15 protein-coding genes are annotated in these 14,391 nt (G+C 69.9%); 4 read left to right on the plus strand and 11 right to left on the minus strand.

The features are described from left to right. Positions 1 to 41: 41 nt before the first annotated feature. Positions 42 to 1,499, minus strand: coding sequence for a D-alanyl-D-alanine carboxypeptidase/D-alanyl-D-alanine-endopeptidase (gene dacB / locus J7E91_RS27400; protein ID WP_214909209.1), 1,458 nt, complete (start codon positions 1,497 to 1,499; stop codon positions 42 to 44). Between the two features lie 178 nt (positions 1,500 to 1,677). On the opposite strand from dacB, the gene J7E91_RS27405 reads away from it, so the two are divergent. Together J7E91_RS27405 and J7E91_RS27410 are read left to right on the plus strand one after the other, a co-directional pair. Next, positions 1,678 to 2,172, plus strand: coding sequence for an inorganic diphosphatase (locus J7E91_RS27405; protein WP_069930540.1), 495 nt, complete (start codon positions 1,678 to 1,680; stop codon positions 2,170 to 2,172). A gap of 200 nt (positions 2,173 to 2,372) precedes the next feature. Then, the gene (locus J7E91_RS27410; RefSeq protein WP_308377273.1) at positions 2,373 to 4,064 is read left to right on the plus strand and encodes a threonine/serine exporter family protein; all 1,692 of its coding nucleotides are present in this window, start codon (positions 2,373 to 2,375) and stop codon (positions 4,062 to 4,064) included. Positions 4,065 to 4,079: 15 nt separating this feature from the next. On the opposite strand, the gene J7E91_RS27415 is transcribed toward J7E91_RS27410, so the two are convergent. Together J7E91_RS27415 and J7E91_RS27420 are read right to left on the minus strand one after the other, a co-directional pair. Then, positions 4,080 to 4,778, minus strand: coding sequence for a DedA family protein (locus tag J7E91_RS27415; RefSeq protein WP_214909213.1), 699 nt, complete (start codon positions 4,776 to 4,778; stop codon positions 4,080 to 4,082). Positions 4,779 to 4,926: 148 nt separating this feature from the next. After that, positions 4,927 to 5,685: a MerR family transcriptional regulator gene (locus J7E91_RS27420; RefSeq protein WP_214909215.1), complete on the minus strand. Its 759-nt coding sequence runs from the start codon at positions 5,683 to 5,685 to the stop codon at positions 4,927 to 4,929. Between the two features lie 117 nt (positions 5,686 to 5,802). Here J7E91_RS27420 and J7E91_RS27425 point away from each other — a divergent pair, with 117 nt between their 5' ends. After that, the gene (locus J7E91_RS27425) at positions 5,803 to 7,221 is read left to right on the plus strand and encodes a glutamate decarboxylase (RefSeq protein ID WP_214909218.1); all 1,419 of its coding nucleotides are present in this window, start codon (positions 5,803 to 5,805) and stop codon (positions 7,219 to 7,221) included. Positions 7,222 to 7,231: 10 nt separating this feature from the next. Here J7E91_RS27425 and J7E91_RS27430 read toward each other — a convergent pair whose 3' ends face one another. From J7E91_RS27430 to J7E91_RS27445, 4 genes are all read right to left on the minus strand, one after another. Then, a complete protein-coding gene (locus tag J7E91_RS27430) occupies positions 7,232 to 8,044 on the minus strand; it encodes a sialidase family protein (RefSeq protein WP_214909220.1) in 813 nt (270 codons plus the stop codon). A 358-nt stretch (positions 8,045 to 8,402) separates the two neighbouring features. Beyond that, positions 8,403 to 8,951 carry a DinB family protein gene (locus J7E91_RS27435; protein WP_214909223.1) on the minus strand — a complete coding sequence of 183 codons (549 nt, stop codon included), beginning with the start codon at positions 8,949 to 8,951 and terminating at the stop codon, positions 8,403 to 8,405. Positions 8,952 to 9,041: 90 nt separating this feature from the next. Next, positions 9,042 to 10,499, minus strand: coding sequence for an aldehyde dehydrogenase family protein (locus tag J7E91_RS27440; RefSeq protein ID WP_214909225.1), 1,458 nt, complete (start codon positions 10,497 to 10,499; stop codon positions 9,042 to 9,044). Positions 10,500 to 10,562: 63 nt separating this feature from the next. Beyond that, a complete protein-coding gene (locus J7E91_RS27445) occupies positions 10,563 to 11,426 on the minus strand; it encodes a helix-turn-helix transcriptional regulator (RefSeq protein WP_214909227.1) in 864 nt (287 codons plus the stop codon). A gap of 342 nt (positions 11,427 to 11,768) precedes the next feature. Here J7E91_RS27445 and J7E91_RS27450 point away from each other — a divergent pair, with 342 nt between their 5' ends. Next, a complete protein-coding gene (locus tag J7E91_RS27450) occupies positions 11,769 to 12,278 on the plus strand; it encodes an ATP-binding protein (protein ID WP_214909229.1) in 510 nt (169 codons plus the stop codon). Positions 12,279 to 12,363: 85 nt separating this feature from the next. Here the strand turns inward: J7E91_RS27450 and J7E91_RS27455 are convergent, their stop codons facing one another. The 4 genes from J7E91_RS27455 to J7E91_RS27470 form a co-directional block, all read right to left on the minus strand. Beyond that, on the minus strand, positions 12,364 to 12,606 hold the full coding sequence (locus tag J7E91_RS27455) for a DUF397 domain-containing protein (RefSeq protein ID WP_214909230.1): 243 nt from the start codon (positions 12,604 to 12,606) through the stop codon (positions 12,364 to 12,366). 117 nt (positions 12,607 to 12,723) lie between these two features. After that, positions 12,724 to 12,969 (minus strand): 30S ribosomal protein S18, encoded by a 246-nt coding sequence (rpsR, locus tag J7E91_RS27460; RefSeq protein ID WP_028810334.1) that lies wholly within the window; start codon positions 12,967 to 12,969, stop codon positions 12,724 to 12,726. After that, positions 12,969 to 14,120: a GTP-binding protein gene (locus J7E91_RS27465; protein WP_214909231.1), complete on the minus strand. Its 1,152-nt coding sequence runs from the start codon at positions 14,118 to 14,120 to the stop codon at positions 12,969 to 12,971. Before J7E91_RS27465 ends, rpsR begins: the two co-directional genes overlap by 1 nt. Next, entirely contained in the window at positions 14,117 to 14,365 is a 249-nt protein-coding gene (locus tag J7E91_RS27470; RefSeq protein WP_028810336.1) for a type B 50S ribosomal protein L31, read from the minus strand. The genes J7E91_RS27465 and J7E91_RS27470 overlap by 4 nt, the downstream gene beginning before the upstream one ends. Positions 14,366 to 14,391: the final 26 nt, after the last annotated feature.

The following is a 14,391-nucleotide window of genomic DNA, read 5'->3' on the forward strand; positions in this document are numbered from 1 at the left end:
AGGTGTTGTCCGCCACCTGTGCCCCTGAACTTCCTCAGGGTTCACGTACGCCCCGGCCGCCCCGAGGACGGTCCGCAGCCGCAGTTGGCGATCGTGGAGGCGAGCCGGTCCAGGGCCGACTGGGCGGTGTCGGGTCCTGTGGTGCCGGAGGTGAGGAAGGCGAAGGAGAGGAGCCGGCCGTCCGCGTCGACGACGGTTCCGGCCAGCGTGTGCACGCCGCTGAGGGTGCCGGTCTTGGCGCGGACCATGCCCGTACCTGGAGAGTCCTTGGCGTACCGGTGCTTCAGGGTGCCGCTGAAACCAGCCACCGGCAGGCCGGTCAGGACGGGCCGCAGTTCCGGTCGGGCCGGGTCGGCGGCGCGCGCGAGGAGGCCGGACAGCAGGGCCGCGGACATCCTGTTGGCGCGGTCGAGGCCGCTGCCGTCGGCGAAACGGGCGCCGGACAGCGGCAGCCGGAGCTTCTTCAGCCGGGACTCGACGGCCCTGCCCGCGCCTTCGAAGCCGGCCGGTTCGTCCGAGGCGAGCGCGGTCTGGCGGGCGAGGGCCTCGGCGATGTCGTTGTCGCTGTGGGTGAGGGTGCGCTCGACGAGGGCGGACAGGGGCGCGGAGAGGGCCCTGGCGACCGGTTCGGCGTTGCCGGGCCCCTTCCCGGGTGAGGTGGCGCCCTTGGTCTCGACGCCGCGCTCGCGCAGCATTTCCGCGAAGGCGCGGGCGGCGTCGCCCGCCGGGTCGGTGCTGCGCGGGGCGGGGCCGCTGCGGGAGCCGTCGAGCCGGCCCTCCTCGATCATCAAGGGACTGACGGGGCTGATGTTCTCGTTGGGGCTGATGGGGTGAAGCTCGGGTCCCTCGTACAGCGTGGCGTCGTACGAGAGCTCCGTCTCTTCGGCGCCCCGGTCCCGCAGCGCCCGTACGGTGTCGTCGGCCAGCGAGGCCAGGGCGTCCCGGTCCAGCGTCGGGTCGCCGCCGCCGACCAGCACCGTCTTCTTGCCGTCCGGGGCCGCGGTGACGGTGGTGGCGATGCGGTGGTCGGGGCCGAGGGCCAAGAGCGCGGCGGCCGTCGTAGCGATCTTGATGGTGGAGGCCGGAATCATGCCCTCCGCGTCGCCCTTCCCGTACACCTGCGTGCCGGTCGCGGTGTCGATCACCGACGCGGTGGTGCGCAGCGTGCCGAGCCCGGGGTCGCGCAGCAGCGGATCCAGGGCGTCCGCGAGGCCGCTCCTGGCGGGCGGCGGTACGGGTGCGCCGAGCGCGGTGAGCACGCCGGGCGCGCTGGGGGCGGGCGCAGGGACGGAGCCCGCGGGGGGCTCGTGATGTGCGCCACCCTTCCCGGCCCCGTGTGCCTGTGAGGCGCCCGCCGGATCCTGGGAGGCGGCCCGGACCCGCTCGGCCTTACGCTGACCGGAGTCCCAGGGGCCCGCAGCGGCCACCGCCCCGGCGGAGAGGGCGAGACCGGCGACAGCGGCGATCGTCGCGAGCTGCCACGTTCTGCGATCCAGCACCTCGGACCAGCCCCTTTCGCGATCACCCACCTGCGTGAGGGACACTTAACCACTGCGTGTTGCCGGGAGCATGACGCCCCGGCTCGTCCGGCCTACCGAACCGGCCGGGAGTCTGGGGGTCGCCCCTCAGAAGACGCAGCACCACCCGGAGTTTGTGCTGATCATGGAGGAACCACCCGTGGAGTTCGACGTCACCATCGAGATTCCGAAGGGTTCGCGGAACAAGTACGAGGTGGACCACGAGACGGGTCGGATCCGCCTGGACCGTCGACTCTTCACTTCCACGAGCTACCCGGCGGACTACGGCTTCGTCGAGAACACCCTCGGCGAGGACGGCGACCCGCTGGACGCACTCGTACTGCTGGACGAGCCCACGTTCCCCGGCTGTGTCATCAAGTGCCGCGCGATCGGCATGTTCCGGATGACCGACGAGGCCGGCGGCGACGACAAGCTGCTGTGCGTCCCGGCGTCGGACCCGCGGGTGGAGCACCTGCGCGACATCCACCACGTGTCGGAGTTCGACCGCCTGGAGATCCAGCACTTCTTCGAGGTCTACAAGGACCTGGAGCCCGGCAAGTCCGTAGAGGGCGCCGACTGGGTCGGCCGCACCGAGGCCGAGGCCGAGGTCGAGGCCTCCTACAAGCGCCTGCAGGCGCAGGGCGGCAGCCACTGACGAGCCCCTCGGCTCAGCTCTGACATCACGGCACATCACGGCGGGCGGTGCACCCCAATGGGGGTGCACCGCCCGCCGCGTGTTGAGCGGCGCGCAAGGGGAAGGTGTCCGTCCGCATACTGGGCATGTCTGGCCATGGCTTGACCGTGCCGACGTACTGGACTGGATCAAGGAATCGAAGCATCGAAGCGAGGCAAGTAGTGGCGGAGCCGAAACGCGGCGGCAGCGGGGCCGACAGCGAGGGCCCCGAGGATCGCAAGCCGCAGTCGGACGAGGCGCGCAGCGCCTTCACTCCGCCGGCCGGGGTGGAGCAGCCGGAGCCGGCCGAGGAGGACAGCCCGACCTCCGAGTTCGCCGTTCCGGAGGGGCTGACCACGGGCGAGCACCCCATCCCGCCGGAGGCGTCGGCCTTCGACACCCCGAGCACCTACAGCGCCCGCAACGCGCCGCCCGCGTTCACCCCGGCCCACGGGATGCCCGTGGTCAGGCTGACCAAGGAGGCGCCCTGGCAGGACCGGATGCGTACGCTGCTGCGGATGCCGGTGGGCGACCGGCCGGTGCCGGAGCCGGTGCAGCGGCACGACGAGGCCGGGCCCGCCGTACCGCGCGTGCTGGACCTGACGCTGCGTATCGGCGAGCTGCTGCTCGCGGGCGGCGAGGGGGCCGAGGACGTCGAGGCGGCGATGTTCGGCGTGAGCCGGGCGTACGGGCTCGACCGCTGCGAGCCGAACGTCACCTTCACGCTGCTGTCGATCTCCTACCAGCCGTCGCTGGTGGAGGACCCGGTGACGGCGAGCAGGACCGTACGCCGCCGGGGCACCGACTACACCCGGCTGGCGGCGGTCTACCACCTGATCGACGACATCACGTCTCCGGACACCGACGTCACGCTGGAGGAGGCGTACCGCACGCTCGCGGAGATACGCCGTAACCGTCACCCGTACCCGGGCTGGGCGCTGACGGCGGCCGGCGGGCTGCTGGCCGGTGCGGCTTCCGTGCTGGTCGGCGGTGGGCCGGTGGTGTTCCTGGCGGCCGCGATCGGAGCGATGCTCGGTGACCGGCTGGCCTGGCTGTGCGCCGGGCGCGGGCTGCCGGAGTTCTACCAGTTCGTGGTGGCGGCGATGCCGCCCGCCGCGATGGGGGTGGCGCTCACGCTGGCACCGACGACGACGATGTGGGACGTCCGGCCGTCCGCCGTGATCACCGGTGGGCTGTTCGCGCTGCTGCCGGGGCGGGCCCTGGTCGCGGGCGTACAGGACGGTCTGACCGGCTACTACATCACCGCGTCGGCGCGGTTGCTCGAAGTCATGTACTTCTTCATCGCGATCGTCATCGGCGTACTGGTCGTGCTCTATCTGGGCGTGCAACTGGACGCCGAGCTGCACGCGGCGACGTCGCTGGAGACCGTCGAGCGGCCGGTGACGCAGATCCTGGCGTCGATGCTGCTCTGTTTCGCCTTCGCGATCCTGCTCCAGCAGGAACGTAACACCGTGCTGATCGTGACCCTGAACGGCGGCGTGGCCTGGATCGTGTACGGCGCCATGCACGACGTCGGCGAGATCTCCGCAGTCGCCTCGACGGCCGTCGCGGCCGGTCTCGTGGGCCTCTTCGGGCAGCTGTTCTCGCGCTACCAGTACGCGTCGGCCCTGCCGTACGTCACGGCGGCGATCGGTCCGCTGCTGCCGGGCTCCTCGACGTACTTCGGACTTCTGGGCATCGCGCAGAACGATCTGAACCAGGGACTCGCGTCCCTGTCGACGGCGGCGGCCCTGTCGCTGGCCATCGCCATCGGGGTGAATCTGGGCGGCGAGATCTCCCGGCTGTTCCTGAAGGTGCCGGGGGCGGGCCGTGGGGCGAGCCGCCGCGCGGCCAAGCGGACGCGCGGCTTCTAGGCTCTGCGCGCCGGGTCAGCGCTTGGCGTGGCGGCCGCGCGAGGCCGGGGGCGCGCCGTCGGCCGGGCCGCCGCTCTCGACGGCTGCGGCCTTCTTGCCCTTGCTGCGGGCGCGCAGGTACTCGATGACGATCGGGAGGACCGAGATCAGCACGATCAGGATCAGGATCGCTTCGATGTTCTTGTGGACGAAGTCGACCTTGCCGAGCGAGGCGCCGAGCAGCGTGACGCCCGCGCCCCACAGCACACCACCGATGATGTTGAACGTGATGAACGAGCGGTAGTTCATCCGGCTCACGCCGGCGATGATCGGCGTGAAGGTACGGACGATGGGCACGAAGCGGGCAAGGACCAGCGACTTGGGGCCGTACTTCTCGAAGAACTCGTGGGCCTTCTCGACGTTCTCCTGTTTGAAGAGCCGGGAGTCCGGGCGGGTGAAGAGGGCAGGTCCGACCTTGCGGCCGAAGAGGTAGCCGACCTGGTCACCGATGATCGCCGCGAGGACGACCAGGGTGCAGACCAGCCACAGCGGGGTTTTGAGGGCGCCCGTGGTCACCAGCAGTCCGGTGGTGAACAGCAGCGAGTCGCCCGGCAGGAAGAAGCCGATGAGCAGGCCGGACTCGGCGAACACGATGACCAGCAGGCCGATCAGACCGAACTGCTCCAGCAGATAATTCGGCTCCAGCCAGCTCGGTCCGAGCGCAAGCGTATTCACGGGTACCGGGCTCCAGGGTGGGATCGTCTGCGGGTTTGCTGCCCAAAGCTATCAACGCCACTGGGGACCTCCTGGTTCCAGTGGCCGGTTACGGTACGGCCCCGGGGCGCCTCCGGGGCCGCAATTGAACCGTCCGCCCCGCCGCGCGCTACGCGTGACGTGCGGCGTTGGCCAGGATCGCCTCACGCACATAGGCAGCCAGGCCCGGCTTCGCCGCGTCGAAGAACGCGGTGAAGCGCTCGTCCGTGACGTACATCTCGGCGAGACAGACGTGCATGTCGTAGCCGCAGTCGTAGTGATTGCGGCTGATCCAGGAGCGGTGCTCCTCCGCGAGGTCCATGGCCCGGACGGAGTCGGGCGCGGCGCCCGCCTCCATGGCGGCGACCAGGCCGGCGATGTTCTCCTCCCCCTCCGTCTTGATCCGCAGCCAGTCCTCCTTGGTGTACGACGCGGTCTTGCGCTGCGACTCCTTGTACGCGTCGCTGGTGCCCCAGCGCTGCTCGGCCTCCTCGGCGTACTGATCGGGATCGTGGTCGCCGAAGACCTCGAACTTCTCTTCCGGGGTGAGATTGATGCCCATCTTCCGTGCCTCCAAGGCGGTTTCGACGGCGGCGGCCATCGCCTGCAGTTTCGCGATCCGGCCGGACAGCAGCTCGTGCTGGCGCCGCAGGTGCTCCCGCGGGTCCGCGTCCGGGTCGTTGAGGAGGGCCGCCACCTCGTCGAGCGGGAAGCCGAGCTCCCGGTAGAACAGGATCTGCTGCAGCCGGTCGAGGTCGGCGTCGTCATAGCGCCGGTGGCCCGCGTGGCTGCGGCCGCCCGGGGAGAGCAGCCCGATCTCGTCGTAGTGGTGCAGTGTGCGCACCGTCACTCCGGCGAATCCGGCGACCTGTCCAACGGAGTAGCTCATCGCTTTCCGCTCCTTCTTCTTCTCGGTACGCGTCTCAGCCTGAGCCCTCACGTCACGTGAGGTGCAAGCCCCGTTGGCCGGAGCGTTATGTCCCCTATCAACCCTTATGGTGAGCGCATGGCACTTCACCGAGGCGGTACGGGCCCGGACAGTCAGCAGCACCGCCGTCTTGCCCTCAACCCCTTCTACGGCGCGGCCGACCCGGTCGGCGGCATGGAGGCCGTGCCGCCCCGGCACCGGCTGCCCGACGGACCCATGGCGCCCGCGACGGCGTATCAGCTCGTGCACGACGAGCTGATGCTCGACGGCAACTCCCGGCTCAATCTCGCCACCTTCGTCACCACCTGGATGGAACCGCAGGCGGGCGTGCTGATGGGTGAGTGCCGGGACAAGAACATGATCGACAAGGACGAGTACCCCCGCACCGCCGAGCTGGAGCGGCGCTGCGTCGCCATGCTCGCCGACCTCTGGAACGCACCGGACCCGACGGCGGCCGTGGGCTGCTCGACCACCGGGTCCAGCGAGGCGTGCATGCTCGCCGGGATGGCCCTCAAGCGCCGCTGGGCGATGAAGAACGGCGACCGGTACCCGGGCCGAGCCCGCCCCAACCTGGTGATGGGTGTCAACGTCCAGGTCTGCTGGGAGAAGTTCTGCAACTTCTGGGAGGTCGAGGCGCGCCAAGTCCCCATGGACGGCGACCGTTTCCACCTCGATCCGCAGGCCGCCGCCGCACTCTGCGACGAGAACACCATCGGTGTGGTCGCCGTGCTCGGCTCCACCTTTGACGGCTCCTACGAACCCGTGGCCGAGATCTGCGCGGCCCTGGACGACCTCCAGGAGCGCACGGGCCTCGATGTTCCCGTGCATGTGGACGGTGCCTCCGGTGCGATGGTCGCGCCCTTCCTGGACGAGGACCTCGTCTGGGACTTCCGGCTGCCGAGGGTCGCCTCCGTCAACACCTCGGGGCACAAGTACGGCCTGGTCTATCCCGGGGTCGGCTGGGCGCTGTGGCGCTCGTCCGCCGAACTCCCGGAGGAGCTGGTCTTCCGGGTCAACTACCTGGGCGGCGACATGCCGGCCTTCGCCCTCAACTTCTCCCGGCCCGGCGCGCAGGTGGCCGCGCAGTACTACACCTTTCTGCGGCTCGGCCGGGACGGGTACCGGGCCGTGCAGCAGGCGTCGAGGGACGTGGCGCGGGGGCTCGCGGAACGGATCGAGGCGACGGGCGACTTCCGACTCCTCTCGCGCGGGGACCAGTTGCCGGTGTTCGCCTTCACCACCGCCCCCGAGGTACGGAACTTCGACGTCTTCGACGTGTCGCGGCGGCTGCGGGAGCGGGGCTGGCTGGTGCCGGCGTACACCTTTCCCGAGAACCGGCAGGATCTCGCCGTCCTGCGGATCGTGTGCCGCAACGGGTTCTCCGCGGATCTCGCGCAGCTGCTCGTGGAGAGCCTTGAGCACGTACTCCCCGGGCTGCGAGCGCAGCGGCAGCCGACGACGCGGGACCCGGCCGCCGCGACGTCATTCCACCACTGAACCGGCCGCGTCAGTCGTCGCAGGCGCCCAGCGTGAAGGTGGTCCAGCGCACGCAGTCGGCGGATATGCCGTACTCACAGGACCCGCGCGCCTGCAGCCGGCCCAGCGGGATTGTCGACGCGTAGCCGAGGGCGGGGCCGTCGGTTGCGGGGCTGAAGGTGCGGCCGCCGTCCAGGCTGGTGTAGTCGCCGCGCTCCCCGTGCAGCAGCAGGGCGTCGCCCGCCCCCGGAACCAGCACGCCCAGCAGCGTGCGCGGTTCGCGGTCCGCACCCGCCTTCCAGGTCCGCTCCCAGGTGCGGCCACCGTCCCTGCTGCGGTGGATGGCCCGTACCGGATTCTTGACCGGCTCACCGGTCGGCAGCTCTCCCAGCTCCGCCGCGTAGACCACGCCGTCGCCCACCGAGACCTCCACGCCCCAGCCGGCCTTCTTCAGCGGCCTGTCCAGCACACTCGCCATCCATGTCCGGCCCGCGTCACGGGACACGGCGACCGCAGGCTCGCCGCTCTCCGGGTCCTCCCCGGAAACCCACCACGAGCCGTCGGGCTCGGCGTACGTCGCCGGATACAGCCGCCCGGCCAGCGGCGGCCGCGTCTTCAGTTCGCGCAGCCTTCCGTCGTCGGGGGACATCACCAGGAGCTGGTCCTTCGCGCACTCGACTCCGTCGGGGGCGGTCGGGTACCCGCACAGCGTCGACAGCGCGGCGCCCCTCGATATCGACCCCACCGCCCCCGCCCGCTTCACGTCACGCGCCTGCCAGGAGCGGCCGCCGTCCGACGTGAACCACGTGCGGTGCCGGTCGTCCCCCACCCCTCGTGAACCCACGCCCGGACGGCACTTTCGGTACCGGCTGCGGCGATGCGTCTCCCCGTGGGGACGACGACTGCGGCGCCGGCCGGCCGGGCGCCGCCGTACACCCCGGCAACAGCGCCGACGCGATGAGGACGGCGCCCGTCAGCGCCCCGATTGATGTGAGCGGCTTTCCCATCGGAGTCCCCCCGGTCTCGCTGTCCGCACTCCGCGGTCGGCGGTCCGCCGTCCGGCGGTGGACCGCTTCTCCTTCTGGTACACCGCAGACCGCGGCCGGGTTCCACTTCTCGACCCGTCAGTTTTACGCGCGCCGGCATCGTCGCCTCCGGGCCGGCGGCGGCCCGGACCGGTTGCCGGTCCGGGAACGTGCGGCTCAGCCCCAGGTCTCGCCGCGCTCCAGGGCCACCAGCTCGAAGGCCGTCTTGCCGTCCAGGCTCTCGCGGATGATGTCGGCGTGGCCGGAGTGCCTGGACATCTCGGTGATCAGCCGGAGCAGCAGCCAGCGCATCGACACCCGCTCCGAGTCGGGGAACCACGGCTCGTCGGGCAGCGGGAAGGTGTCGTCCAGGCTCGGCACCGACCGGATGAAGCCCTCGGTCTGCCGCGCGACCTTCTCCCCGTACGCCAGCCGGCTCTCGACCGTCTCGTCGCCGGTCAGCCGGAAGCATTCGTGCCAGTTCTCCTCGGTCCGCTCCACGTCCGGCGCGATCTGCTTCGCCCGGGACAGCCAGCTCTGCTCGACCTCGGAGACGTGCTTGAGGAGCCCGGACAGCGACAGCCCGCTCGCGCTCGGCTTCGTCGCCGCCTGTTCGTCCGTCAGGCCCAGCAGCGCCCTGCGGACGCCGCCGCGCTCGGCGTCCAGGAAGGCCAGGAGCGCGCCGCGCTCGTCGCCGGGGGCCTCTGCGTTCACGTGTACGACCATGGCGTCCGCCTCTTCTCGTCGTCGAACTGACAAGAACCAAGCTACGAGGCATTGCGGACAGGCTCTGTCCGCGATCGCGGGATCAGGGTGTCAGAACGGGAATCGCGTCCGCCCGTGCTGCACCGAGATCCACTTCTGGGTGGTGAACGCCTCCACCGCCGAGTCCCCGTTGAGCCGCCCGATGCCCGAGAACTTCTCGCCGCCGAAGGCCACCTGCGGTTCGTCCTGGACGGTCGAGTCGTTGATGTGGATCATCCCGGTCTCGACGCGCTTGGCGAACCGCACGCCCCGCTCCACGTTCCCCGTGTGGACCGCCCCGCTCAGCCCGTACTGGCTGTCGTTGGCGATCCGTACGGCCTCTTCCTCGCCGTCGAAGGGGATCAGCAGCACCACGGGGCCGAAGATCTCCTGGGTAAGGACCGGAGAGTCGGCCGGCAGACCGCTGAGTACGGTCGGCTCGACGAGGTTGCCGCGCGTAGATCCCCGTACGAGCGCGGTCGCGCCCTCCGCAAGCGCCTGCTCCACCAGTCCCGTCAGCGCGTCCGCCTGAAAGGTGTTGATGACCGGGCCGATGTGGGTCCTGGGGTCGGCCGGGTCGCCGGTCACCAGGGACCGTACCTTCGCGACGAACTTCTCCGTGAACTCCGCCTCGACCGACCGGTCCACCAGGATGCGGTTGGCGGCCATGCAGACCTGCCCCTGGTACACGAAACGGCTGAAGACCGCGGCGTCCACCGCGTAGTCGATGTCCGCGTCGTCCAGCACGACCAGCGCGCTGTTGCCGCTCAGTTCGAGCACCGCGCGCTTGAAATGGCTCGCGGCGACGGCGGCGACGTGCCGCCCCACCTTGTCGGAGCCGGCGAAGGAGATCACCTTCGGGACCCGGTGCTCTATCAGCGCGTCACCGATCTCCGCGATGTCGGTGACCAGCACGTTGAGCAGTCCGGCCGGCAGCCCCGCGTCCTCGAAGATCTTGGCTATCAGGCCGCCGCCGACGACGGGCGTGTTCTGGTTCGGCTTGATCACGACCGCGTTGCCGAGCGCCAGCGCGGGGGCGACCGACTTGATCCCCACCAGGAAGGGGAAGTTGAAGGGGCTGATGACCCCGACGACACCGACCGGCAGCCGGTAGACGCGGTTCTCCTTGCCCTCCACGGGCGAGGGCAGGATGCTCCCCTCCGGCCGCAGCGCGGTCTGCATCGCCTCGCGCAGGAACTCCTGGGCGAGATGGACCTCGTACGCCGCCTTCAGCCGCGTACCGCCGAGCTCGTCGATGATCGCCTCGGTGATCTCGTCCTCGCGGTCCTGCGTGATCCGCAGGGCGCGTTCCAGGACGTCCCTCCTGCGGTACGCGCTCGACGCGGCCCAGGCCGGCTGCGCGCGCTCGGCCGCGAGGTAGGCCTCGTCGACCTCGTCCACCGAGGCGACCGTGATCGCGGCGAGCTTCTCCCCGTTGTACGGGTTGAAGTCGATGATGTCCCACGAGCCGCTGCCGGTCCGCCACGCGCCGTCGATGTACTGGTGGGCCAGGTCGGTGAAGAAGGACATGCGATCCCCTACTGCAAGGTGAACAGGTGCAGACTCCTGATAAAACGTCATCCTACTGGCCGGTCACGTCAGTTGGAGCAGACCACGGAGTACGTCCCGCGTTTCCGCCGCGCTCGGGCTGTCCCTCTGGAGCCGCTCCATCACCCGTTGGTACTGGGCGACTTCCTCGCGCTTGTCCAGATAGAGCGCGCTGGTGAGCTGCTCCAGGTAGACGAGGTCGGAGAGATCCGACTCGGGGAACTGCAGCATCGTGAACGCGCCGCTCTCGCCCGCGTGCCCGCCGAAGCTGAACGGCATGACCTGAAGCGTGATGTTCGGCTGCTCGGACACCTCGATGAGGTGCTGCAACTGCCCCCGCATCACGGCCCGGTCGCCGTACGGGCGGCGCAGCGCGGCCTCGTCCAGTACGGCGTGGAAGTGCGGTGCGCGCTCGGACACGAGCACCTTCTGGCGTTCCAGGCGCAGCGCGACCCTGCGGTCGATCTCGGCCGCGCTCGCGTGCGGCATACCGCGGGAGACGACGGCGTGCGCGTAGCTCTCCGTCTGCAACAGCCCGTGCACGAACTGGACTTCGTAAATCCGGATGAGTGAGGCGGCACCCTCCAGGCCGATGTACGTCTGGAACCAACCGGGCAGCACGTCACCGTAACTGTGCCACCAGCCCGCCACGTTGGCCTCTCGCGCCAGGCTCAGCAGCGACTCGCGCTCGGTCCCGTCCGTGACGCCGTAGAGCGTCAGCAGGTCCTCGACGTCCCTGGCCTTGAAGCTCACCCGTCCCAACTCCATGCGGCTGATCTTCGATTCGGATGCTCGGATCGAGTAGCCGGCCGCTTCGCGGGTGACCCCACGCGACTCACGCAGCCGCCTCAGCTGGGATCCCAGCAGGATGCGCCGCACCACAGAGCCGCTCGACTCGCCTGCGGTCACTTCTCCAGCCCTCCCCAGTCCGACAGTTCAGTAGCGGAGTGCCCTCCCCCAGGTCTCCGAGAGCCGCAGTCTGCCATTAAAACGCTTCGCCCCGTACTCATCCGATTACGGAAATAGCAAGAGCGGTACAAGACACCGAAAGAGGTCGGGGGGATAAATGCGCAAGAACCAGCACGGGGCCGGACAGGTCCGGCGCGTGCACGTGCATCTGCCCTTGCATCTGCCGTGCGCATTCGGAACCATGGTCCGCGCGCACCTGCATGCTCTTTCGTGCTGACGCCGTACTACCGCCGCATCGCTACCGCTGTATCGCACCGACCGCGAATCCCGGGAGTGCCTCGCATGGGGACGAATGGATCGACCGTGCTCGAACCGTTCGAGCCACTAAGGCAGGGCCTGCCACCCATCGACCCCGCCGCGGTATCCAGCTCGGCCTCCTGTGCGCTGCCTCCCCGGTACGAAGCGGTGCGCGGCGCCCGGCACTTCACCAAGTCGACGCTGACCCAGTGGGAGCTCGGCGAGTGCTTCGACGACGTGGCCCTGGTCGTCTCCGAGCTCGTCACCAACGCGCTGCGGCACGCGCTGCCCGCCGACACCCCGCGCGCGGACGAACAGGACCCTCCCGTACGGCTGCATCTGATGCGCTGGACCTCGCGTCTGGTGTGCGCGGTGCGCGACCCCAGTCACGCGAGTCCGGTGACGCGCGAGTCGGACGACTTCTCCGCGGAGTCCGGGCGTGGCTTGTTTCTGGTGGATTCATTCAGCGACAGCTGGGGATGGCACCCGCTCGCCGGGACACTCAGCGGCAAAGTCGTGTGGGCGCTGTTCCGGCTCGGAACCGAGCGACAGTAACAGCCAGTGACAGGCAGCCCTAGGCAGTAACACGTGCAGTGGCCGGGGCCCATGCATGGCAGGGCGGCGGACCGGTTGGTTCCGGTCAGCCGCCGGCTACCAGGTGGTCGAACTCGCCGTCCTTGACGCCGAGCAGCATCGCCTCGATCTCGGCAGGCGTGTAGACCAGAGCGGGCCCGTCCGGATGCCGCGAATTGCGGACTGCCACATTCCCGCCCGGCAATTTGGCAAACTCCACGCAGGAACCCTGCGAGTTGCTGTGCCTGCTCTTCTGCCAGACCACCCCGTGAAGCTCTGTGGCGGCCATGCCGTTGTACGCGTGGTGCACAGGTCGCTCCCGGAAAGTGCAGATGTCAACTGCCCCGGATCATAGCTTTGTTCACTTGCGGATGCATGGGCAGATGCACGTGCACGCGGGGTGCTCCCTCCGTTACAGCTCTCCGGATCAGCGCGAGGAGTACGGCAGCAGGGCCATCTCCCTGGCGTTCTTGATGGCGCGGGTCAGCTGCCGCTGCTGCTGGGCCGAGACCCTTGTCACACGACGGCTCCGGATCTTCCCGCGATCCGAAATGAATTTCCGCAGAAGATCGGTGTCCTTGTAGTCAATGTACGTAATCTTCGCCTCGTCCAGCGGATTGGGGCGGGACTTGAGGGGCTTACGAGGGTCTTTACCTCGGGACGGGCGGGACATCAGGCCTCCAGAAGGGAATCAAAAGCGGACGGCAGGCGCTTCCAGGCATCACGCCCGGCCGCGTATTCGGCGTCGGTCAACAAGCAGGATTCGAGGAGTTCTTCGAGCCCGCCGCGGTCGAGACCCGGCGAGGTGAAGACCAGGTGCTGGCAGCAGTCCCCGTGCTCGGGGTGCCAGTCGAGCGCGGCCGCCGCCCTGCGTACGGGCGGGACCATCTCCCACGCCGCGTCCGGCAGTGAGGCCAGCCACGGCCCCGCGCTCTCCACGCACAGCGCGCCGCCCGCCGCGTCCCACGCCATCAGGGTGTCGGGGCGGTCGGCGAGCCAGAAACGGCCGCGGCTGCGGGCGGCGGCGCAGGTCAGGTCCTCCAGGGCCTCGTACAGCCGCCCCGGGTGGAAGGGGCGGTTCCGGTGCCACACCAGCGTGCCGACGCCGTTGTCGTCCGCGTCCTGCGGAAGCAGCGCACAGGCCGGGTGCTGGCGGTCCGCCGCCGCCTCGATGTCGAAACCGGCGAAGGCCGCCTCGGCCAGCTCGCCGGAGGCCGCCGGGACCCGGCGGGCCGTCGGGTGCAGCTGGGCGAGCAGCGCCTCGTCCTGCTCGTCCGCCTCTTCGCTCTCCACCACGGCCAGGACCGGGGCGTACTCCAACTGGCGCGCCCAGGTGTCCGCGACCGTCCGCTGGTCGGTCGCGGCCGCGGCCAGCCCGGCCTCCGCCAGATCGTCGCCGCAGCCGAGGTAGGGCAGGAGCAGCGCCGGGTCGACGGCCGTCATGACGGCGGTCAGGTCGAGTACGTCCCCGCCGTGCGCGACGACGACCTCGGCCATCGCCTTGGGCTCGACGGAGTCCCACAGCTCGACGACCGCGAGACGGGTGAGTCCGCTGCCGGCCAGCCGCTCCAGCTCGGGCACCAGGTCCTCGCGCAGCGCGCAGCACGCGCAGTCGTTGACCAGCGGCGCGTCGCCGGACGCGCTCTCACCGAGGGTGTCGCGGACGGTACGGCGTACCGTTCCTTCGGCCGCGGTCGAGAGGTCGTGGTGCAGCGCGACGCTGCCGGGGACCCGGCGCAGCAGTTGCTCCACGACCTCCTTCCGGGCGTCGGAGTGCAGCCCGCCGACGATGACGACGGGCAGCTTCCCCTTCTTCTCACTCACTGCTTCGCCCCGTAGCGGCGCTCGAAGCGCTCCACACGGCCCGCCGTGTCCAGCACACGCGCCGTGCCCGTGTAGAAGGGGTGGCTCTGCGAGGAGATCTCGACGTCGACGACGGGGTACGTACGGCCGTCCTCCCACTCCACTGTCTTGTCGCTGGTCATGGTGGAGCGGGTGAGGAAGGCGAAGCCGCCTGCCTTGTCGCGGAAGACGACGGGGCCGTACGGCGGGTGGATTCCGGGCTTCAAGTGCTGATGCCCCCTTCTGGTCTGCG

This window comes from Streptomyces sp. ISL-99, from assembly GCF_018614005.1.
GTDB lineage: Bacteria > Actinomycetota > Actinomycetes > Streptomycetales > Streptomycetaceae > Streptomyces > Streptomyces flavidovirens.

Bases quoted from the DNA above. Each gene is read 5' to 3' on its own strand.
- J7E91_RS27420 (WP_214909215.1), bottom strand. From the start codon at position 5,685: ATGAGCTACTCCGTTGGACAGGTCGCCGGATTCGCCGGAGTGACGGTG.
- J7E91_RS27425 (WP_214909218.1), top strand. From the start codon at position 5,803: ATGGCACTTCACCGAGGCGGTACGGGCCCGGACAGTCAGCAGCACCGC.
- J7E91_RS27435 (WP_214909223.1), bottom strand. From the start codon at position 8,951: ATGGTCGTACACGTGAACGCAGAGGCCCCCGGCGACGAGCGCGGCGCG.
- J7E91_RS27440 (WP_214909225.1), bottom strand. From the start codon at position 10,499: ATGTCCTTCTTCACCGACCTGGCCCACCAGTACATCGACGGCGCGTGG.
- J7E91_RS27450 (WP_214909229.1), top strand. From the start codon at position 11,769: ATGGGGACGAATGGATCGACCGTGCTCGAACCGTTCGAGCCACTAAGG.
- rpsR (WP_028810334.1), bottom strand. From the start codon at position 12,969: ATGTCCCGCCCGTCCCGAGGTAAAGACCCTCGTAAGCCCCTCAAGTCC.